At 67.1% G+C, this 19,585-nt stretch carries 21 protein-coding genes; 20 read left to right on the forward strand and 1 reads right to left on the reverse strand.

The genetic code is table 11. The annotated features are described in order from the left end of the window. The first annotated feature begins 41 nt into the window (after nt 1-41). From rpsE to JEQ17_RS28055, 18 genes are all read left to right on the forward strand, one after another. A complete protein-coding gene (rpsE, locus tag JEQ17_RS27970) occupies nt 42-644 on the forward strand; it encodes a 30S ribosomal protein S5 (RefSeq protein WP_055513610.1) in 603 nt (200 codons plus the stop codon). After that, a complete protein-coding gene (rpmD, locus tag JEQ17_RS27975) occupies nt 644-826 on the forward strand; it encodes a 50S ribosomal protein L30 (protein WP_055553514.1) in 183 nt (60 codons plus the stop codon). The genes rpsE and rpmD overlap by 1 nt, the downstream gene beginning before the upstream one ends. Nucleotides 827-828: 2 nt before the next feature. Then, nucleotides 829-1,284 carry a 50S ribosomal protein L15 gene (rplO, locus tag JEQ17_RS27980; RefSeq protein ID WP_055614917.1) on the forward strand — a complete coding sequence of 152 codons (456 nt, stop codon included), beginning with the start codon at nt 829-831 and terminating at the stop codon, nt 1,282-1,284. A gap of 248 nt (nt 1,285-1,532) precedes the next feature. Beyond that, a complete protein-coding gene (secY, locus tag JEQ17_RS27985) occupies nt 1,533-2,846 on the forward strand; it encodes a preprotein translocase subunit SecY (RefSeq protein ID WP_200397752.1) in 1,314 nt (437 codons plus the stop codon). Continuing rightward, a complete protein-coding gene (locus JEQ17_RS27990; RefSeq protein WP_200397753.1) occupies nt 2,846-3,556 on the forward strand; it encodes an adenylate kinase in 711 nt (236 codons plus the stop codon). Before secY ends, JEQ17_RS27990 begins: the two co-directional genes overlap by 1 nt. A 101-nt stretch (nt 3,557-3,657) precedes the next feature. Next, the gene (gene map, locus JEQ17_RS27995) at nt 3,658-4,494 is read left to right on the forward strand and encodes a type I methionyl aminopeptidase (RefSeq protein WP_200397754.1); all 837 of its coding nucleotides are present in this window, start codon (nt 3,658-3,660) and stop codon (nt 4,492-4,494) included. Nucleotides 4,495-4,750: 256 nt separating this feature from the next. Continuing rightward, nucleotides 4,751-4,972 carry a translation initiation factor IF-1 gene (gene infA, locus JEQ17_RS28000; protein ID WP_003948620.1) on the forward strand — a complete coding sequence of 74 codons (222 nt, stop codon included), beginning with the start codon at nt 4,751-4,753 and terminating at the stop codon, nt 4,970-4,972. Between the two features lie 59 nt (nt 4,973-5,031). Beyond that, entirely contained in the window at nt 5,032-5,145 is a 114-nt protein-coding gene (gene rpmJ / locus JEQ17_RS28005) for a 50S ribosomal protein L36 (protein WP_003998809.1), read from the forward strand. Nucleotides 5,146-5,340: 195 nt separating this feature from the next. After that, nucleotides 5,341-5,721, forward strand: a complete 381-nt coding sequence (gene rpsM, locus JEQ17_RS28010) for a 30S ribosomal protein S13 (RefSeq protein ID WP_107022207.1) — start codon at nt 5,341-5,343, stop codon at nt 5,719-5,721. Between the two features lie 69 nt (nt 5,722-5,790). After that, entirely contained in the window at nt 5,791-6,195 is a 405-nt protein-coding gene (gene rpsK / locus JEQ17_RS28015; RefSeq protein ID WP_003956432.1) for a 30S ribosomal protein S11, read from the forward strand. A gap of 123 nt (nt 6,196-6,318) precedes the next feature. Next, complete coding sequence (locus JEQ17_RS28020; protein ID WP_019055532.1) at nt 6,319-7,341, forward strand: DNA-directed RNA polymerase subunit alpha; 1,023 nt, start codon at nt 6,319-6,321, stop codon at nt 7,339-7,341. Nucleotides 7,342-7,522: 181 nt separating this feature from the next. After that, a complete protein-coding gene (rplQ, locus tag JEQ17_RS28025; protein WP_200397755.1) occupies nt 7,523-8,029 on the forward strand; it encodes a 50S ribosomal protein L17 in 507 nt (168 codons plus the stop codon). Nucleotides 8,030-8,158: 129 nt separating this feature from the next. Further along, complete coding sequence (truA, locus tag JEQ17_RS28030; RefSeq protein WP_200397756.1) at nt 8,159-9,016, forward strand: tRNA pseudouridine(38-40) synthase TruA; 858 nt, start codon at nt 8,159-8,161, stop codon at nt 9,014-9,016. A 223-nt stretch (nt 9,017-9,239) separates the two neighbouring features. After that, nucleotides 9,240-10,835 (forward strand): glycosyltransferase family 2 protein, encoded by a 1,596-nt coding sequence (locus tag JEQ17_RS28035; protein WP_200397757.1) that lies wholly within the window; start codon nt 9,240-9,242, stop codon nt 10,833-10,835. Further along, nucleotides 10,832-11,881, forward strand: a complete 1,050-nt coding sequence (locus JEQ17_RS28040; RefSeq protein WP_200397758.1) for a glycoside hydrolase family 26 protein — start codon at nt 10,832-10,834, stop codon at nt 11,879-11,881. Before JEQ17_RS28035 ends, JEQ17_RS28040 begins: the two co-directional genes overlap by 4 nt. Next, entirely contained in the window at nt 11,878-13,944 is a 2,067-nt protein-coding gene (locus tag JEQ17_RS28045; RefSeq protein WP_200397759.1) for an ArnT family glycosyltransferase, read from the forward strand. The genes JEQ17_RS28040 and JEQ17_RS28045 overlap by 4 nt, the downstream gene beginning before the upstream one ends. After that, a complete protein-coding gene (locus JEQ17_RS28050) occupies nt 13,941-15,803 on the forward strand; it encodes a glycosyltransferase family 39 protein (RefSeq protein ID WP_200397760.1) in 1,863 nt (620 codons plus the stop codon). The genes JEQ17_RS28045 and JEQ17_RS28050 overlap by 4 nt, the downstream gene beginning before the upstream one ends. A 71-nt stretch (nt 15,804-15,874) precedes the next feature. After that, complete coding sequence (locus tag JEQ17_RS28055) at nt 15,875-16,627, forward strand: polyprenol monophosphomannose synthase (protein ID WP_200397761.1); 753 nt, start codon at nt 15,875-15,877, stop codon at nt 16,625-16,627. Between the two features lie 128 nt (nt 16,628-16,755). Here the strand turns inward: JEQ17_RS28055 and JEQ17_RS28060 are convergent, their stop codons facing one another. Beyond that, nucleotides 16,756-17,625: a hypothetical protein gene (locus JEQ17_RS28060; RefSeq protein WP_383391659.1), complete on the reverse strand. Its 870-nt coding sequence runs from the start codon at nt 17,623-17,625 to the stop codon at nt 16,756-16,758. 74 nt (nt 17,626-17,699) lie between these two features. On the opposite strand from JEQ17_RS28060, the gene JEQ17_RS28065 reads away from it, so the two are divergent. Further along, nucleotides 17,700-18,908 carry a glycosyltransferase family 87 protein gene (locus tag JEQ17_RS28065; protein ID WP_407700085.1) on the forward strand — a complete coding sequence of 403 codons (1,209 nt, stop codon included), beginning with the start codon at nt 17,700-17,702 and terminating at the stop codon, nt 18,906-18,908. Nucleotides 18,909-19,118: 210 nt separating this feature from the next. Further along, the gene (rplM, locus tag JEQ17_RS28070) at nt 19,119-19,562 is read left to right on the forward strand and encodes a 50S ribosomal protein L13 (protein ID WP_055614906.1); all 444 of its coding nucleotides are present in this window, start codon (nt 19,119-19,121) and stop codon (nt 19,560-19,562) included. Nucleotides 19,563-19,585: the final 23 nt, after the last annotated feature.

A 19,585-nucleotide genomic window follows, 5' to 3' on the forward strand; every position in this document is an offset into this window, starting at 1 on the left:
CCTGGTTCCGTAGCTAGCGGAAACAGAGAGAGGTAATTCCAATGGCTGGACCCCAGCGCCGCGGAAGCGGTGCCGGTGGCGGCGAGCGGCGGGACCGGAAGGGCCGTGACGGCGGCGCTGCTGCCGAGAAGACCGCGTACGTTGAGCGCGTTGTCGCGATCAACCGCGTCGCCAAGGTTGTGAAGGGTGGTCGTCGCTTCAGCTTCACTGCGCTCGTCGTAGTGGGCGATGGCGATGGCACCGTCGGTGTCGGCTACGGCAAGGCCAAGGAGGTGCCGGCCGCCATCGCCAAGGGTGTTGAGGAGGCCAAGAAGCACTTCTTCAAGGTCCCCCGTATCCAGGGCACCATCCCGCACCCGATCACGGGCGAGAAGGCGGCGGGCGTCGTCCTGCTCAAGCCTGCTTCCCCCGGTACCGGCGTTATCGCCGGTGGCCCGGTGCGTGCTGTCCTCGAGTGCGCCGGCGTCCACGACATCCTGTCGAAGTCGCTCGGCTCGTCCAACGCGATCAACATCGTGCACGCGACCGTGGCGGCCCTCAAGGGCCTGCAGCGTCCCGAGGAGATCGCGGCCCGCCGCGGTCTGCCCCTCGAGGACGTCGCCCCCGCGGCTCTGCTCCGTGCGCGTGCGGGAGCGGGTGCGTAATGGCTCGCCTCAAGGTCACGCAGACGAAGTCGTACATCGGCAGCAAGCAGAACCACCGTGACACCCTGCGCTCCCTTGGTCTCAAGGGGATCAACACGCAGGTCGTCAAGGAGGACCGCCCCGAGTTCCGCGGAATGGTTCACACCGTCCGCCACCTCGTGACGGTTGAGGAGGTCGACTGATCATGGCGGAGAACAACCCGCTCAAGATCCACAACCTCCGTCCCGCCCCGGGCGCCAAGACCGCCAAGACCCGTGTGGGTCGTGGTGAGGCGTCGAAGGGTAAGACGGCTGGACGTGGTACCAAGGGCACCAAGGCCCGTTACCAGGTTCCGGAGCGCTTCGAGGGTGGCCAGATGCCCCTCCACATGCGTCTCCCGAAGCTCAAGGGCTTCCGGAACCCGTTCAAGACCGAGTTCCAGGTCGTGAACCTCGACAAGCTGGGTGCGCTGTACCCGGAGGGTGGCGAGGTCACCGTCGAGGGGCTCGTCGCCAAGGGTGCCGTTCGCAAGAACAGCCTCGTCAAGGTCCTCGGCCAGGGCGAGATCACCGTGGCGCTGCAGGTTTCGGTTGACGCCGTCTCCGGCTCCGCCAAGGAGAAGATCACCGCCGCCGGCGGTACCGTCACCGAGCTCGTCTGAAATCACCAGGCGTCTCGATGACTTGAGCGATCCCGACCGGGGGTGCCCCACAAAAGGGGCATCCCCGGTTGGTCGTTCCTAGGGGAGCGGTGTCGCCGGTAAGGTGGCCTGCACTGCTAATTTTCGCCCGGTGTGACCTCTGGGAACTCAGGGCGGTTCTTAACTGTTAGTCAGCTGTCCGTTACTTATTCGTCGAACCTCAAGACCGTCACCTCTGACGCACTTGCGCGGGGGTCGCAGGAGGCACCGTGCTCACCGCGTTCGCCCGGGCGTTCAAGACGCCCGACCTGCGCAAGAAGCTGCTCTTCACGCTCGGCATCATCGTGGTCTATCGGGTTGGCACGCACATCCCGATCCCCGGTGTCGACTACAAGAACGTCCAGATCTGTATCGACGACGCGAGCCAGAACACGGGCCTGTTCGGTCTGGTCAACATGTTCAGCGGTGGCGCCCTGCTGCAGATCACGATCTTCGCGCTGGGCATCATGCCGTACATCACGGCGAGCATCATTCTGCAGCTGTTGACCGTGGTGATCCCGCGTCTGGAGGCCCTCAAGAAGGAGGGTCAGTCCGGTACGGCGAAGATCACGCAGTACACCCGTTATCTCACGGTGGCGCTGGCCATCCTGCAGGGCACCGGCCTCGTGGCCACCGCCCGCAGTGGTGCACTGTTCACCAGCTGCCCGGTCGCGAACCAGATCGTGCCCGACCAGTCGATCTTCGTCACGATCACGATGGTCATCACGATGACCGCCGGTACGGCCGTCGTCATGTGGCTCGGTGAGCTCATCACCGACCGCGGCATCGGCAACGGCATGTCGATCCTGATGTTCATCTCGATCGCCGCGACCTTCCCGTCCGCGCTGTGGGCCATCAAGCAGCAGGGCAACCTCGCGGACGGCTGGATCGAGTTCGGCACCGTGATCGCGGTCGGTCTCGTCATGGTCGGTCTGGTCGTCTTCGTGGAGCAGGCTCAGCGCCGCATTCCCGTCCAGTACGCGAAGCGCATGATCGGCCGCCGGTCCTACGGCGGCACGTCCACGTACATCCCGCTGAAGGTCAACCAGGCCGGCATCATCCCTGTGATCTTTGCCTCGTCGCTGCTCTACATCCCGGCGCTGATCGCTCAGTTCGCAGGTGGGACGTCCGGCTGGAAGACCTGGATCGAACAGAACCTCACCAAGGGTGACCACCCGATTTACATCAGCACGTACTTCTTGCTGATCGTTTTCTTCGCCTTCTTCTACGTGGCAATCTCGTTCAACCCCGAGGAAGTCGCGGACAACATGAAGAAGTATGGTGGCTTCATCCCGGGCATCCGGGCTGGCCGGCCGACCGCTGAGTACCTGGGATACGTACTCAACCGGATCACCTGGCCAGGTTCGCTGTACTTGGGGCTGATCGCTCTCGTACCGACGATGGCGTTGGTTGGTTTCGGGGCAAACCAGAACTTCCCGTTCGGTGGTACCAGCATCCTGATCATCGTGGGTGTGGGTCTGGAGACGGTGAAGCAGATCGAGAGCCAGCTCCAGCAGCGCAATTACGAAGGGTTCCTCCGCTGATGCGTATCGTCCTCGTCGGGCCGCCCGGTGCGGGCAAGGGAACGCAGGCCGCGTTCCTCGCCCAGAACCTGTCGATCCCGCACATCTCCACGGGCGACCTCTTCCGTGCGAACATCAGCCAGCAGACGGAACTCGGCAAGCTGGCGAAGTCGTACATGGACGAGGGCAACCTCGTGCCCGACGAGGTCACGATCGCCATGGCCAGGGACCGCATGGAGCAGCCGGACGCCGCGAACGGCTTCCTGCTCGACGGCTTCCCGCGGAACGTCTCGCAGGCCGAGGCGCTCGACCAGGCGCTCAAGGCCGACGGCGTGGAGCTGGACGCGGTGCTCGACCTGGAGGTCCCCGAGGACGAGGTGGTCAAGCGCATCGCCGGCCGCCGCATCTGCCGCAACGAATCGAGTCACGTCTTCCATGTGACGTACAGCCCGCCGAAGAAGGAAGGCGTCTGTGACGCCTGCGGCGGCGAGCTGTACCAGCGGGACGACGACTCCGAGGAGACCGTCCGCAGGCGCCTGGAGGTCTACCACACGCAGACCGAGCCGATCATCGACTACTACCGGGCCCAGGGCCTGGTCGTGACGATCTCGGCGCTCGGCAAGGTGGACGACGTCACCAAGCGCGCGATGGAGGCCCTCGACCGTCAGGTGGAGGGCAAGGACCAGAGCGACGAGGACAAGAGCGACAGCGAGGACGGCGACGACAAGTAGTCGTCCTGGCTGGTTCGGCCGCGGTGCCCCTGTCGGGCGCCGCGGCCGTACTGTTGTGTACGTAACCGAGTAGGCAGAGAAGACGGAGAGCGCGGGCCCTCATGGTGCAGATCAAGACCCCCGAGCAGATCGCCAAGATGCGTGAGGCGGGCCTGGTCGTCGCCGCCGTCCACCGGGCGACACGGGAAGCGGCGGTACCCGGGGCCACGACGAAGGACCTCGACGAGGTCGCCCGCAAGGTGCTGGCCGAGCACGGTGCCAAGTCGAACTTCCTGGGATACGGCGGGTTCCCCGCGACGATCTGCACCTCGGCGAACGAGGTAGTCGTGCACGGCATCCCGAGCGACGACGTCGTGCTGAAGGACGGCGACATCATCTCGATCGACGCCGGCGCCATCGTCGACGGCTGGCACGGGGACGCCGCCTTCACCGCCTTCGTCGGGTCCGGTCACGCTCCGGAGCTCATCGAGCTGTCCCGGGTGACCGAGGAGTCGATGTGGGCCGGGATCGCCGCGATGAAGCTGGGGAACCGGCTCGTCGACGTCTCCCGGGCCATCGAGACGTACATCCGGCGACAGCCGAAGCCCGGTGGTGGCAAGTACGGGATCGTCGAGGACTACGGCGGCCATGGCATCGGTACCGAGATGCACATGGATCCGCATCTGCTGAACTACGTGGAGCGGCGGCGGGGGAAGGGGCCGAAGCTCGTTCCCGGGTTCTGCCTCGCCATTGAGCCCATGGTTTCGCTGGGTACGCCGAAGACCGAGGTGCTGTCCGACGACTGGACGGTCATCACCACGGACGGTACGTGGTCGTCGCACTGGGAGCACTCTGTCGCTCTGACCGAGGGCGGTCCGCTTGTGCTTACCGCTCCCGACGGGGGTAAGGCGAAGCTGGCCGAGTATGGGATCACGGCTGCGCCTGATCCCTTGGGCTGAGTTCGCTCTGTAGGGGTGGGCTGGTGTATGTGTCGCGGCTGCGGGCCCGTGGGGGCTGGTCGCGCAGTTCCCCGCGCCCCTGAGCGCCCCCTGCGGGGCGCGCCTGCTGCTTAGGGATCTTCCAAGCGGGGCAGGCTATCTCGATTCGTCTTTCCGAGGGCCCTGGCGTAGACTGACTCGTCGGCTCTCGTGCATCTGCATGTCTGCGTGCAGTAAGCGCGGGGTCGATCAAGGTAGTCGATTCGAAGGGCGAAGCGTGGCCAAGAAGCAAGGTGCCATCGAGATCGAGGGCACTGTCGTCGAGTCTCTTCCGAACGCCATGTTCAAGGTCGAGCTCCAGAACGGCCACCAGGTCCTGGCACACATCAGCGGCAAGATGCGCATGCACTACATCCGCATCCTCCCTGACGACCGGGTCGTGGTGGAGTTGTCTCCGTACGACCTGACCCGTGGCCGGATCGTCTACCGGTACAAGTAGATCTTGCCTGTGTCCCGTATTCCGCGGGGCGGTGGCACTGACCCGGAGAACCTCACCCAATGAAGGTCAAGCCGAGCGTCAAGAAGATCTGCGACAAGTGCAGGGTGATCCGCCGTCACGGCCGGGTCATGGTCATCTGCGAAAACCCGCGGCACAAGCAGCGCCAGGGCTGACGCACGACCGAACCTTCTGCACCCGCAGAGCTTCGCGCGACGCAAGTAGTACATGTTCATACGCAGAGCCCGGATCCGCTGTTCACAGCGATTCCGATACCCCCGGTCGGAGGCTGGGGACCCAACCCGTACCTCATACGGCGGGCTGGGAACCGGTTCTGCGGAAGACCTCCGAACGACAACTGGAGCCATTGAATGGCACGCGTTTCCGGTGTTGACATCCCGCGCGAAAAGCGCGTGGAGGTTGCCCTCACCTACGTGTTCGGCATCGGCCGGACCCTCTCGCAGAAGACGCTGGCCGACACCGGCGTCAACCCCAACACCCGCGTTCGCGACCTCTCCGAAGAAGAGCTGGTCCGCATCCGCGAGTACGTGGACAACAACTTCAAGACCGAGGGTGACCTCCGCCGCGAGGTTCAGGCCGACATCCGCCGCAAGGTCGAGATCGGCTGCTACCAGGGTCTGCGCCACCGTCGTGGCCTGCCCGTCCACGGTCAGCGCACCAGCACGAACGCTCGTACCCGCAAGGGCCCGCGTCGCGCCATCGCCGGCAAGAAGAAGCCGGGCAAGAAGTAGTCCGCAGCGGACAACGCTTCATCAGCGGTCTTCGCTGTAGGACCGACCACCTCCCCGTAGGAGATTTAGATGCCCCCCAAGGGTCGTCAGGGCGCCGCCAAGAAGGTGCGCCGCAAGGAAAAGAAGAACGTCGCTCACGGTCACGCGCACATCAAGAGCACGTTCAACAACACGATCGTCTCGATCACGGACCCCTCGGGCAACGTGATCTCCTGGGCCTCCGCCGGCCACGTCGGCTTCAAGGGCTCGCGCAAGTCCACCCCCTTCGCCGCGCAGATGGCCGCCGAGTCGGCCGCCCGCCGCGCGCAGGAGCACGGCATGCGCAAGGTCGACGTCTTCGTCAAGGGCCCGGGCTCGGGTCGCGAGACGGCCATCCGTTCGCTTCAGGCGACCGGTCTTGAGGTCGGCTCCATCCAGGACGTGACGCCCACGCCGCACAACGGCTGCCGTCCGCCCAAGCGCCGTCGCGTCTGACGCACGGTTGTCTTGATTTTTCTGGGGTCCGGGCGGTATGGCCTTTCGGGGCCGTGCCGCCCGTACCCTTGTAGTACTCAAGGGCATCAAATAGTGGGTGCCCATGACTGAAGGATTCACCACATGCTGATCGCTCAGCGTCCCTCGTTGACCGAAGAGGTCGTCGACGAGTTCCGCTCCCGGTTCGTGATCGAGCCGCTGGAGCCGGGCTTCGGTTACACCCTCGGCAACTCGCTCCGCCGGACTCTTCTCTCCTCGATCCCCGGTGCGGCTGTCACCAGCATCCGCATCGATGGTGTCCTGCACGAGTTCACCACCGTGCCGGGCGTCAAGGAGGACGTCACCGACCTGATCCTCAACATCAAGCAGCTGGTCGTCTCCTCGGAGCACGACGAGCCGGTCGTGATGTACCTGCGCAAGCAGGGCCCGGGTCTGGTCACCGCCGCCGACATCGCGCCCCCGGCCGGTGTCGAGGTGCACAACCCGGACCTCGTCCTCGCCACGCTCAACGGCAAGGGCAAGCTGGAGATGGAGCTGACGGTCGAGCGTGGCCGTGGTTACGTCTCCGCGGTGCAGAACAAGCAGGTCGGTCAGGAGATCGGGCGCATCCCGGTCGACTCGATCTACTCGCCGGTGCTGAAGGTCACGTACAAGGTCGAGGCGACTCGTGTCGAGCAGCGCACCGACTTCGACAAGCTGATCGTCGACGTCGAGACCAAGCAGGCCATGCGTCCGCGTGACGCCATGGCGTCGGCCGGCAAGACCCTGGTCGAGCTGTTCGGGCTCGCTCGCGAGCTCAACATCGACGCCGAGGGCATCGACATGGGTCCGTCCCCGACGGATGCCGCGCTCGCCGCCGATCTCGCCCTGCCGATCGAGGAGCTGGAGCTCACCGTTCGGTCGTACAACTGCCTCAAGCGCGAGGGCATCCACTCCGTGGGTGAGCTCGTGGCCCGCTCCGAGGCGGACCTGCTCGACATCCGCAACTTCGGTGCGAAGTCGATCGACGAGGTCAAGGCGAAGCTGGCCGGCATGGGCCTGGCCCTGAAGGACAGCCCGCCCGGATTCGACCCCACGGCCGCGGCCGACGCCTTTGGCGCGGACGACGACGTGGATGCAGGGTTCGTGGAGACCGAGCAGTACTAAGAGCTCGGGCTCGATGGTCCATACTCGGGTGCGGGTGCGCTGTGGCTTGTCGCGCAGTTCCCCGCGCCCCTTCCGGACTCGCCCCTTCGGGGCTTTGTCCGGATCTTCGACGGGTGACCGCCCGCTCGGACACTGACCTCGGTACCTGATACGGCCGGGGCAGACACCTAGGAGAAACACCATGCCGAAGCCCACCAAGGGTGCCCGTATGGGCGGCAGTGCCGCGCACGAGAAGCTGCTTCTCGCGAACCTCGCGAAGTCGCTCTTCGAGCACGGCAAGATCACGACCACCGAGGCGAAGGCCCGTCGGCTTCGGCCGTACGCCGAGCGTCTGGTCACCAAGGCGAAGAAGGGCGACCTTCACAACCGCCGTCAGGTGCTCTCGGTCATCACGGACAAGAGCGTCGTGCACACGCTCTTCACCGAGATCGGCCCGCGCTACGAGAACCGTCCGGGTGGCTACACCCGTATCACCAAGATCGGTAACCGCCGTGGCGACAACGCGCCCATGGCTGTCATCGAGCTGGTGGAGGCCCTGACCGTGGCCCAGCAGGCCACCGGTGAGGCCGAGGCGGCGACGAAGCGCTCCGCCAAGGACGCCGAGGTCGAGGCCAAGGCCGAGGAGACTCAGGTCGAGGACGCCAAGGTCGACGTGACCAAGGCTGACGAGGAGTCCAAGGACGCGTAAGGCTGTCCTTCGACTGCGGCGCCGTTGTGGCTGGTCGCGCAGTTCCCCGCGCCCCTATGGGGCGCGCTTGAGCGGGTCCGTTCCTTTCGAGGGACGGGCCCGCTTCTGTGTTCTTGAGAGGATCTCCAGGTGAGCGATGAAGTAGAGCCCGGGTACGTCCGCGTCCGTCTCGACCTTTCCTACGACGGGAGCGAGTTCTCCGGGTGGGCCAAGCAGGCCGGGGGGCGCCGGACCGTGCAGGGGGAGATCGAGGATGCCCTGCGGACGGTGACGCGGTCGCGGGACGTCACGTACGAGCTGACCGTGGCCGGGCGGACCGATGCCGGGGTGCATGCCCGGGGGCAGGTGACGCATGTCGATCTGCCCGTCGAGGTGTGGGGTGAGCAGCGCGGGAAGCTGCTGAAGCGGCTGGCCGGGCGGTTGCCCAGGGATGTGCGGGTGTGGGCGGTCAGGGAGGCGCCGAGCGGGTTCAACGCGCGGTTCTCGGCCGTCTGGCGGCGGTACGCCTATCGCGTCACCGACAATCCCGGTGGTGTCGATCCGTTGCTGCGCAGTCATGTCCTCTGGCACGACTGGCCGCTCGACGTCGATGTCATGAACGAGGCCGCGGAGCGGTTGCTCGGTGAGCACGACTTCGCCGCCTACTGCAAGAAGCGGGAGGGCGCCACGACCATCCGTACGCTTCAGGAGCTGAGCCTGGAGCGGGGGAGTGACGGGATCATCACCGCCACCGTGCGCGCCGATGCCTTCTGCCACAACATGGTGCGGTCGCTCATCGGGGCGCTGCTGTTCGTGGGGGACGGGCACCGGGGAGCCGACTGGCCCGGGAAGGTGCTCGCCGCGGGGGTGCGGGATTCGGCCGTGCATGTGGTGCGGCCGCACGGGCTGACGCTCGAAGAGGTCGGGTATCCGGCCGACGAGCTGTTGGCCGCGCGGAACAAAGAGGCACGAAACCGGCGGACCCTGCCGGGAGCGGGGTGCTGCTGAGGAGAGCCGCGGCCCCTGTGTGACGGGAGTCGCGCCCCCTGTACAGAGGGGCAAGTGGCTACATATGCCCGCTGTGGCGTGTGATGAAACCCCTGCGTAACACGTACGTTCGGACGTAACCTCTGAAACTCGGTTATGATTCCGCTGCTCGGCTGAAGGTTCGATTAGGGGTTGGCCGAGTTCGGGTGGGGGTAACGGGCCGCAACGGCCCCGGGGGTTTTGCATGAGTGCAGTGGGGACTGCTCGTGTTCCGCAGAACAGGAAACGAAAAAGGACGCCGCAGAGTCATGGGCTCCTGCCGACGCCGCCTGACGACGTCGAGAAGTACTCGTACTCCCGTCGGTACCTGTGGGTGCTGACGGTCGGTTCGCTGATCAGCTTCGCGTGTCTGGCGATGAGCCAGTTCCTGTTCACGGCGTCGAGTCCGTGGTTCTGGCTGACGCTGCCGCTGCTGGCGTTCATCATCGCGGACTACCTGATCTCGTTGTACCTCGACGGGCTCAGCAAGGACTTCGACATCAAGGGCCACAAGCGTCTCGTACGCCAGTGGCGGCCGGCCGTGTACCCGAGCGTGGACATCTTCCTGCCGGTGTGCGGTGAGCCCCTGGAGGTGCTCCACAACACCTGGGTCCATGTGAACCGCCTCGCGGACAGCTACCAGGGTGTCGTGAACACGTACGTCCTGGACGACGCGGCCGAGGAAGAGGTCGGGGCGATGGCCCGCGACTTCGGGTTCAACTACGTGGTGCGCGAGAACCGCGGCTGGTTCAAGAAGGCCGGCAACCTCAACCACGCCTTCGAGAAGACCCACGGCGACCACATCCTGATCCTGGACGCCGACTTCGCGCCGCGCGCCGACCTGCTCGACGAGCTGCTGCCGCACATGGACGACGACGAGAAGTGCGCCATCGTGCAGTCGCCGCAGTTCTTCCGCATCGTCGACGCGCAGAACTGGATCGAGCGCGGCGCGGGCGCCGTGCAGGAGCAGTTCTACCGGTCCGTGCAGACCTCCCGTGAGGACAAGGACGGCTCCATCTGCGTCGGCTCGTGCGCGATCTACCGGCGCGCGGCCCTGGAGCAGACCAACGGCATCACGCTGATCGAGCACTCCGAGGACATGTACACCGGCTTCGACCTCAGGGCGCTCGGCTGGAAGCTGCGCTATGTGCCCGTCGCGCTGTCCGCCGGCGTGTGCCCGGACACGGCCGGTGCCTTCCACAACCAGCAGTACCGCTGGTGCATGGGCTCCCTGGAGCTCCTCACCAGCAAGCGGTTCTGGGAGATGGACCTCAAGTTCAAGACCCGGCTCTGCTATGTGTCGGGGTTCCTCTACTACCTTCAGACCGCGCTCGCCACGTTCATCGCGCCGGTCATCCCGCTCGCCCTGATGATCCTGCGGCCCGACCTGCTGCGCGCCGAGGCCGCCCTGTGGGTGCTGCCGAGCGTCGCGTACGTGACGCTGGTCCTGCCGCTGTGGCACCGGGCGCCCTACCGACTAGAGGCCTGGGCCGTCCGGATCATGTACGGGTGGTCGCACGTCTTCGCGGTCTGGGACGTGATGCGGGGCCGTCCGATGGGCTGGAAGCCCACGGGCTCGGCGGGCGCCAAGAAGAACGGCATGCGCCGCTACTGGAACTGCATGATCTTCTGGACCGGCGGCACCGCCGTCCTGTGGATCATCGTCGCCGCCTGGCGCATGCTCACCCTCTATCCGCCGGACTTCGCGCTGATGCTGTCCGCCGGCCTCTTCTACGCGATGGTCGTCGGCCGTGTCCTCGTACAGCCGCGTGCCCAGGAAGTGCAGGAAGCGACCGCATGAGTTTTTCCGTACGCCGAGTGCGGGCATCACGTCCCGTGCGGGCGCTCGCCGCCACGCTCATCGCCGGTGCGCTGCTGGCCGGGTGCAGCACGTTCTCCGAGGAGGGCCGCGACCAGTACGAGCGCGGACAGGGCGAGCAGCCGGGTGCCGAGGGCACCGGTGAGGCCAGTGAGTCCGCGAAGCCGGAGCCGCCGTACGACGTGCGGCCGCTGCTGGACCCGAAGAAGAAGTACCTGGGCGTGGCCGCCGACGGCGCTCCCGCCAAGATGAACGCCGTCAAGGACTTCGCGAAGCGCGCCGGCAAGAAGCCCAACCTGATCGAGTTCTACTCCGCCTGGGGCGACCAGTACGAGCAGGAGCTCGTGAAGAACTCCTGGGACTACGGCTCTGTCGCGTTCATCGCCTGGGAGCCCTTCGAGACCAGCATGAAGGACATCGCCTCCGGCAAGGAGGACGAGTACATCCGTGAGTACGCGAAGTCCGTCAAGGAGCTGAACCTGCCCGTCGCGATCAGCTTCGCGCACGAGATGAACGGCTTCTGGTACCCGTGGGGCACCAAGAAGACCAGCGCCGCCGACTTCACCGCCGCGTACAAGCACATCCACGACATCTTCGACGACGAGGGCGCCACCCAGGTCATCTGGGTGTGGAGCCCGAACGTGACCCACCCGATGCCGAAGGTGAAGCTCAAGCCGTACTGGCCGGGCGACGACTACGTCGACTGGGTCGGTGTCATCGGCTACTACGCGGCCACCGGCCCCAACACGTACCAGACGCTGTACGGGCCGACGATGACGCAGATCCGCGGCTTCACGAACAAGCCGTTCATCATCGCGGAGACCGCCGCGCAGGCCGGTGAGCGCAAGCCCGCCGACATCAAGTCCCTCTTCCAGGGGACCGTGCAGCGCGACGACGTCATCGGGTTCGTCTGGTTCAACTTCGACAAGGAGACGGACTGGCGCATCAACAGCGGTCCGCTGTCGGAGAAGACCTTCAAGCAGCAGGCGGCGAACTCGAGCTTCGGATTCGATGTGACGAAGCCATGAGCGACCGACGCACGCCCACCTGGGCGGACGACTCCGAGTTGCACGACGAGTACGGGTACGGACAGCAGCAGGGCCAGGGGCAGAGCCATGCCCAGGGACAGGGGCAGGCGCAGGGGCAGCAGCAGTACGCCGACAACGGGTACCCGCAGCAGAACGAGCAGTACCAGCAGCACCAACAGAATCAGCAGCACCAGCAGTACGGCCACGGAAACCAGCAGCAGTACGCCCCCACCCCCACCGACGAGGACCAGCGGCGGTACGCGCAGCAGGAGAGCCTGCGGCAGTACGCGCAGCAGGCCCAGACCCGTCCCCGGGTACAGCCGACCTACCCTCCGTACCAGGAGCAGGCCTACCAGGGCGGCTATGTCACGGAGACGGGCAGCTGGCGCTTCGACGTCCACGACCGGACGTCCTCGTACCCGGACCAGCAGACCTACGACACGTACGCGCCGTACGACCCGTACGCCTCGTACACCGCGGTCGAGCCGGAGGCGGCTCCCGCGTCCGTGGAGCCCGAGGCGGAGTCGGAGAAGCCGGGATACACGCTGCCGCCCGTGCAGGAGTCGGCGTGGGCGGTGGACGGCGGGCGGAGCAAGCTGCTGGGCCGCTGGGTGATGCTCTGCGTCCTGCTGATCCAGACCGGGCTCTCGCTGCGGCTGCGCGGCACCGCGTTCCAGGACGAGGCGCTCTACATCGCGGCCGGTCACTACGAGGTCGGGAACATCCTGCACGGCACGCCCGTGCCGGGTGACTTCGAGGGCTACTTCTCGGGCTATCCGAAGCTGTACCCGGTGCTCGCGGCCATGGTCGACAGCGTGGCCGGGCTCGCCGGAGTGCGCATCGTCAGCCTCTTCTTCATGCTCGGCGCGACCGCGCTGCTGTACGCGACGACCCGCCGGATGTTCAACGTCCGGGCGGCGCTCGGCGCGGCGGCCCTCTTCTCGGTCATCCAGTCGACGGTGTTCCTCGGCAACTTCGCCACCTTCGACGCGGCGGCGATCTTCCTGCTCGCCCTGGCGTTCTGGATCGTCGTACGGACCGGCAGGTCGCACATCCTGATGGTCGTGCTCGCGGCGCCCCCGGCCTTCCTGGCCTTCGGCACCAAGTACGCGGCGGGTCTGTACCTGCCGACCCTGGTGGTCCTGGCGGTACTGACCGCCTACCGCCACCGCGGGCTGCTCGCGCTCGCGCGCGGTGTGCTGTTCGGCGGGGCGATGCTCGCCATGCTGGTCGCCTCCTACCTCTACACCGGGTCGCTCGGCGGTATCAGCCAGACCACCACCGACCGTGCCAAGGGCGCCGACACGGCGGCGACGATCCTGCAGCACAGCTCCGAGTGGGGCGGGCTGATGTTCCTCGCCGCGCTCGGCGGCTCCATCGCCTATGTGATCCGCCCGAGCATGGGCGAGATGCCGTGGGTCGACAAGAAGGGCCCGGGCAAATTCCGGCGGATCTCGCTCGGTGTGGTGCTGACCGGCACCGCGCTGCTCGCCCCGGCCTACCAGATCCACCTGCAGACCGAGATCTCGCTCTTCAAGCACGTGGGCTTCGGTCTGCTCTTCGCCGGACCGATGGCGGGCCTCGGCATGTCCCGGCTCGTCGGCCCGCACTTCCGGCACCCGCAGCTCGGGATCATGCTCTACGTCCTGACGCTGGTGTTCGGCATGGTGCAGTCCCAGCAGGCGTACAGCTTCCCGGACTCCAAGGAGATGACGGCGATCCTGCGCAACATGGTCGACCGCAAGGGCAGCTACCTCGCCGAGGAGCACGAGGTCCCCGCGTACTACCTGCGGGACAAGACCGACTACGACCAGTGGCAGAGCACGTTCGGCATGGACTACAAGGACAAGAAGGGCAAGCAGCACTCCGGCCCCGATGCCTACCGTGCCGCGGTCAAGGACGCCAAGTTCGACGTCATCGTGTTGCGCGGGACGGTCACGCCGGAGGTCGATACGGCCGTGACCGACGCGCTGCGCGGCAATTCCCACTACCGCCTGGCAGCCGTGTCGCGCTTCACCACCAGCAAGGGCGACGGCGCGTTCCGGATTTGGGTGAAGCGATGAGTGTCAATGCCTCTCCGCCGTACGGCGGCGGATACCCCGATGCCCAGGGTGGCCATGATCCGTACGCGGGTCAGGGCGCCTACGCGGGACAGGGCGCGTACGCCGACGGTCAGGGCGGCTACGGCGGTCCTGGTCAGGGCGCCTATGCCGACCCGGCACAGGACGCGTACGCGGCGGCCCCCGGTCAGTACGCCGACCCCGGCCAGTACACCGATCAGGGCGCCTACACCGCGCCCGGGCAGCAGCAGGCGCAGGCCGCCGAGCCCGTCGCGCCGGCGCCGGTCGACCCGGAGCCGTCCGCCGACGAGCCGGGGGAGGACGAGCCCGAGGAGTCGAAGGGCGGCCGGCTCGCCACTGCCGTGACGTTTCTGCTGCCCACGACGCTCGCCTTCGCCATGATCTGGCGCGGCATCGGCGACCGCCAGCTGTGGCGGGACGAGCACGCCACCTGGTGGGCGGCCACGCTGTCGTTCCACGACCTGAGCCTGCTGATCCGCTCGATCGACGTGGTGTTCACGCCGTACTACGTGTTCATGCACATGTGGCTCGCGGTGGCGGGGGACTCCCCGACCGCGATGCGCATCCCGGGTGCGGTGGCCATGGCGGCCTCGGCAGGGCTGCTCGCCCTGCTCGGGCGGCGGCTGTTCACCACACAGGCGGGCATCCTCGCGGGGCTGGCCTTCGCCGTCGTGCCGGTCACGACCCGGTTCGGGCAGGAGATCCGGCCGTACGCCTTCGCCGTGGCGGCGGTGCTGCTGTCGACGCTGCTGCTCGCGCGGGCGCTGGACAAGCCGTCGTTCAAGGTCTGGGTCGCCTACACGCTGTCGGTGCCGCTGATCGGCTGGAGCCACCTGGCCTCGATGGCGGTGCTCGGCGCACATCTCGTGATGATCGTGATCGCGCGCCGCGCGGGCGACAAGATCGTGGGCTGGGCGTACACGGCGGCCTTCACGCTGGGCATGTGCTTCGTCGTCCCGATGGCCGTCTCGGGCTCGGGGCAGAGCGGTCAGATCGCCTGGAACAACCCCGGCATCGACGACCTGATGGACTTCCCCATGAACCTCTTCGGTTCCTGGGCGGTGGCCGTACCGGTGATGGCACTCGGCACGGTCGGGCTGTTCTTCGCGGGCCGGCTGGCCCTTCCGCTGGCCGCCTGGATCGTGCTGCCGCCGCTGGTGACCTATGTCACCGCCGCGCAGCTGCACCTCTTCCTGCCGCGCTATCTGCTGTTCACGGCGCCCGCGTGGGTGCTGCTCGCCGCCGTCGCCGTGGTCCGGATCGCCGGCCCGGTGGCCGGTGCGAAGGCCGGTACGGGGGCGGCGGCCAGACGCGGCTTCGGCTGGGTGCTCGTGGCGGCCACGGTCGCCGGGATCGCCTTCCAGTCGCTGCCGGGCATCCGTGAGACCCGGCAGAACGCGCTGGGCGAGCCGGACTACCGGGGCGCCGCGCAGCTCATCGAGGCCGGGCAGAAGAAGGGCGACGGCATCGTCTTCAGCGGTGTGCAGACCGAGCGCCGGGCCATGGCCTACGAGCTGCGCGACGACTCGGGCCGTCCCAAGGACTGGCTGATGTACCGCACACCGCAGGAGCGGGGCTCGTTCGACGCGGCCGAGTGCCCGCATCCCGCCAAGTGTCTGGCCAAGGCCGACCGGCTCTGGCTCGTGTCGACCACGCTCGACGGGAAGCCGTTCAGCGGCATGCCGAAGACGTCGGCGACCGTGATCCAGCGAAGCTTCAAGGTCGTGAAGACCAAGAAGCTCAAATACCTCCAGCTCGTGCTCCTCGAAAGGACACGCGCGGCGACGGACGACTCGTCCGAGGAAAAGGACGACGCCGCCAAGCGCAAGGTGCATACCTGAGTTGGGTTGCCGGACGCGGGGCCAGTCCCGCGTCCGGTGGGGGGCGAACAGAGAAATGGGGAGGGAAAGAGATGTCGTACGACGTGGGGGCGGACGTGGCTGTCACCGTGGTGATGCCTACGTACAACGAAGCCGCCAATCTGCCGAGAATGGCCGAGGCTGTGCTTCAACTGCCGCTGAACGGGCTCCACTTGAAGATAGTGGACGACTCTAGTCCGGATGGTACAGGACGCATCGCCGAGGAGCTGGCGGAGAAGTACAACTGGGACGGGCAGCGCCGGATGAGCGTGCTGCACCGCACCGAGAAGGACGGCCTGGGGCGTGCGTACGTCGCCGGCATGAGCGCCGCCGTCGACGAGGGCGCGCAGTACGTCGTCCAGATGGACGCCGACGGCAGCCACCCCGTGGAAGCGGTCCCACGCATGCTCGGCACCGCCGTGGCCTCGGGCGTCGGCCTGGTCATCGGCAGCCGGTACGTCGAGGGGGGCCAGCTCGACGACGACTGGGGCGCGCACCGGGTGCTGCTGTCCCGCTTCGCCAACCGCTACGCGCGTACGGTGCTCGGCACGAAGATCCGCGACATCACCGCGGGCTTCAACCTCTGGTCGGCCCAGACCCTGCGCGACGTCGACCTGCACTCCCTGGACAGCGCCGGCTACAGCTTCCAGGTCGAGCTCAAGTTCAAGGCCGTACGGGCCGGTCACGCGGCCGTGGAGATCCCGATCCGCTTCGAGGAGCGGACCGAGGGCGTCTCGAAGATGACCCTGCGCACCCAGCTGGAGTCGGCCGTGGTGCCGGTGAAGCTGCGGCTCAAGCACAAGTAGGCATGCGCAACGCGACCAGGCATGCGGAAGTGCGAGCAGCAGTAGGCGAGTAGATACGGGACGGCGGCCTGCCGGGGGGCGGGCCGCCGTTCTGTTCTCCGGCGGCCGTTCCGCCGGTCGAACCAGGTCTACTGGTTCGCGGCCGCCGACGCCTGGGCCTCGCCGCGGCGGTGGATCTGCCGGAAGGTGAACTCGGCCAGGTCGTCGCCGGTGGTGAAGACCTTGGAGTCCTTCTGGGTCACGTCCTTGCCGTTGGTGAAACCGGCGACCGTGAAGTACGTGTAGCGGCCGTACGAGTTGGTGGTCGAGCGGCAGATCGCCGAGCGGCAGAAGGTGGGGACGCCCTCGCCGGCCAGGGACTGGACGACGCTCTTGGCGTCGGCGTCGTTCTTCGCCTTGAGGGCCTGGCCCTCGGCGTCGAAGACGGCCACGCCCACGGTCACGGCGATCCCGTCCTTGGCGTACGTGACGCGCATGAACCGGGTGCAGTCGTTCTTGGTGAGAACCGGGCCGAGCGTGCCCTGGGCGGCCGACGCGCAGTTCTTCGTGGACGCCATCGCGCCCTTCTTGTAGACGGTCTCACCCATCGTCAGCTGCGTACCCGGGAAGAGAAGGTCCGGGGCGAGCGGCGCGGTGTCCTTCTTGACGTTGCCTATGAAGTCCTTCGGATCCAGCGGCGGCGGCGCCGACGTCTCCGCGAAGGACGGGCCGGTGCCCGTGGTGTCCGACGGGATGGCCGCGGACGTGGGCAGCTCGGAGGCAGGCCTGTTCGACGCCTGTTCGTTGCCGTCCGCCGAGACCACGGCCATGGCGACGGCGGTGCCGACCGCGACCGTGGCGAGCGCGCCTCCGCCGATCAGCAGCCATCTGCGGCGCCGATTGCGCGTTTCGGACGCCTCGGCCAGCGCCGCCCAGTCGGGTGACTGACCGCCCCACTGCGGCGGTTGAGAACCTGATCCCCCGGAACCCCACGAGGGTCCCCCCTGCCCAAAGCTCATGGGGCGCATCTTAGACGGGACATGGGGTGTGCTGGTCCGTCTCTTGCAGCACCGGAACCCCTAGCGTGTCAAGCGTGAATGAGGCCAAAGGGGGCATCTCAGGGTGGTTGGTACGAGCCGCGTCCTGGCACGCGTGGGTCGTTCTGGGGGTCGCGCTCGGAGCCGGCGCGGCCGAGACGTCCCTGCGTACACGGGACGGGGGTATGGACAACGCCATCGTCGTACGGGCCGCGAGGGCCTGGCTCGACGGTGGATCCCCGTATGACGATCCGCACTTTCTTTATTTGCCCGGAGCGGTGCTGGCCGCCGTTCCGCAGGCCCTTTTGCCCTGGGGTGTACTGCGGCTCCTCGTCCCCCTCGCCGTCACCGGCGGGCTCGTCGCCGGCTGGGCGTGCGCGCTGCGGCTGTACGGGGTCCCGTGGCGGAGCCGGTTCGCCGTGCTCGGCCTGACCGGGCTCGCCCTCGGGTTCGCGCCCTTCGGGCATCTCGTGCGGCTCGGGAACTGGACCGTCGTCGCGGTCGTGGCGCTGCCGTTCGCCCTGCTCCTCGCGAGCCGGGGGAGGTGGGGTGCGGCGGGGGTCGTGATCGGCGCCGCGATCGCCGTGAAACCGCTGCTGGTGCCTCTGGTGCTGCTCTTCGTCTTCGCGCGGCGGTGGCGGGGGCTCGCACCGGTGGTTCTCGTGCCCGCGGTGGTGTCCGGGGGTGCGGCGCTGCTGATGCCGGATCCCGCGGGGTTCTTCACGCGGACGTTGCCGTTTCTGCTGCGGGGGGACGACGCGTTCGTACGGCTCTATGAGGCGTCGCCCGCGGCTGTGCTGCCGCGGGTGGGGGTGCCTGAGGGGGTTGCCGTGCTGGTGGCCTGCGGGGCCGCCGGGGTCGGGGTGTGGTGTGCGTATCGGTGCTGGCGGCGGGAGGGGAAGGTCGTCGACACGGGGGTGATGTTGATGCTGTCGGCGTTCCTGGTGTCCCGGCCCTCGTACGACCACTATCTGCTGGTGGTTCTTCCGGTGCTGCTCGCGGGGGTGATGGAGGCGGGGAGCGTGGCCCGGGGGGCGTGGTTCTGGGTGGCGCTCGTGCCGCAGGTTCCAGGGCTTGCCCTGCCCTACCTGGAGCCCGTGACCCGGCGGGCTTTTCGGGACTCGCTTACGCTGTGTCTGCTCGCGGGTGCGGTTGCCGTTCGGTTGCTTTCACGGGCACCCGGAGCCTGGGGCTGTGCCCACCAGTCCCGCCCTGCGGGACGCCTGCCCACAGCCGCGGGGGCTGGGCGGCGTCACTCGTTTTGACCCTTCTGGGGCGGCGCGAGTACTCTTGCACTTCGTTATGCGTATCGGCTTGGTCGTTCTCACGCGAGAGGCCCTTACGTAGGTTCCCTGGAGCAGTTACCAGTGGGCGGCATACGGGCAGCGTTCCCGGCATTGTCGTCCCCAGCTGCACGATCGCTTCAGTGATGCCATGTGTCAGGACCCATCCACTGAAGAAGCGAAGGCTACGAAGTGCGTACGTTTAGCCCCAAGCCCGGCGACATCACTCGCCAGTGGTATGTCATTGACGCTCAGGATGTCGTCCTGGGCCGTCTGGCGACCACCGCCGCGAACATCCTCCGGGGCAAGCACAAGCCGATCTACGCCCCCCACGTCGACGCTGGTGACTTCGTCATCATCATCAACGCCGACAAGGTGCACCTCTCCGGCAACAAGAAGACCCAGAAGCTGGCGTACCGCCACTCCGGTTACCCGGGTGGTCTGCGCTCCGTCCGTTACGACGAGCTGCTGGCGAAGAACCCCGAGAAGGCCGTCGAGAAGGCCATCAAGGGCATGATCCCCAAGAACACCCTGGGCCGTCAGGTGCTCTCGAAGCTGAAGGTCTACTCGGGCGACCAGCACCCGCACGCTGCTCAGCAGCCGGTGCCGTTCGAGATCACCCAGGTCGCGCAGTAGTTCCGGCCACCCCCTAAGACGAA

It is taken from the genome of Streptomyces liliifuscus (genome assembly GCF_016598615.1).
Lineage (GTDB): Bacteria > Actinomycetota > Actinomycetes > Streptomycetales > Streptomycetaceae > Streptomyces > Streptomyces liliifuscus.

What these genes read in the sequence shown, in the direction of transcription:
- rpsE (WP_055513610.1), top strand. Translation starts at nt 42, where the DNA reads ATGGCTGGACCCCAGCGCCGCGGAAGCGGTGCCGGTGGCGGCGAGCGG.
- rpmD (WP_055553514.1), top strand. Translation starts at nt 644, where the DNA reads ATGGCTCGCCTCAAGGTCACGCAGACGAAGTCGTACATCGGCAGCAAG.
- rplO (WP_055614917.1), top strand. Translation starts at nt 829, where the DNA reads ATGGCGGAGAACAACCCGCTCAAGATCCACAACCTCCGTCCCGCCCCG.
- JEQ17_RS27990 (WP_200397753.1), top strand. Translation starts at nt 2,846, where the DNA reads ATGCGTATCGTCCTCGTCGGGCCGCCCGGTGCGGGCAAGGGAACGCAG.
- map (WP_200397754.1), top strand. Translation starts at nt 3,658, where the DNA reads ATGGTGCAGATCAAGACCCCCGAGCAGATCGCCAAGATGCGTGAGGCG.
- rpmJ (WP_003998809.1), top strand. Translation starts at nt 5,032, where the DNA reads ATGAAGGTCAAGCCGAGCGTCAAGAAGATCTGCGACAAGTGCAGGGTG.
- rpsM (WP_107022207.1), top strand. Translation starts at nt 5,341, where the DNA reads ATGGCACGCGTTTCCGGTGTTGACATCCCGCGCGAAAAGCGCGTGGAG.
- rpsK (WP_003956432.1), top strand. Translation starts at nt 5,791, where the DNA reads ATGCCCCCCAAGGGTCGTCAGGGCGCCGCCAAGAAGGTGCGCCGCAAG.
- JEQ17_RS28020 (WP_019055532.1), top strand. Translation starts at nt 6,319, where the DNA reads ATGCTGATCGCTCAGCGTCCCTCGTTGACCGAAGAGGTCGTCGACGAG.
- rplQ (WP_200397755.1), top strand. Translation starts at nt 7,523, where the DNA reads ATGCCGAAGCCCACCAAGGGTGCCCGTATGGGCGGCAGTGCCGCGCAC.
- JEQ17_RS28035 (WP_200397757.1), top strand. Translation starts at nt 9,240, where the DNA reads ATGAGTGCAGTGGGGACTGCTCGTGTTCCGCAGAACAGGAAACGAAAA.
- JEQ17_RS28040 (WP_200397758.1), top strand. Translation starts at nt 10,832, where the DNA reads ATGAGTTTTTCCGTACGCCGAGTGCGGGCATCACGTCCCGTGCGGGCG.
- JEQ17_RS28045 (WP_200397759.1), top strand. Translation starts at nt 11,878, where the DNA reads ATGAGCGACCGACGCACGCCCACCTGGGCGGACGACTCCGAGTTGCAC.
- JEQ17_RS28050 (WP_200397760.1), top strand. Translation starts at nt 13,941, where the DNA reads ATGAGTGTCAATGCCTCTCCGCCGTACGGCGGCGGATACCCCGATGCC.
- JEQ17_RS28055 (WP_200397761.1), top strand. Translation starts at nt 15,875, where the DNA reads ATGTCGTACGACGTGGGGGCGGACGTGGCTGTCACCGTGGTGATGCCT.
- JEQ17_RS28060 (WP_383391659.1), bottom strand. Translation starts at nt 17,625, where the DNA reads ATGAGCTTTGGGCAGGGGGGACCCTCGTGGGGTTCCGGGGGATCAGGT.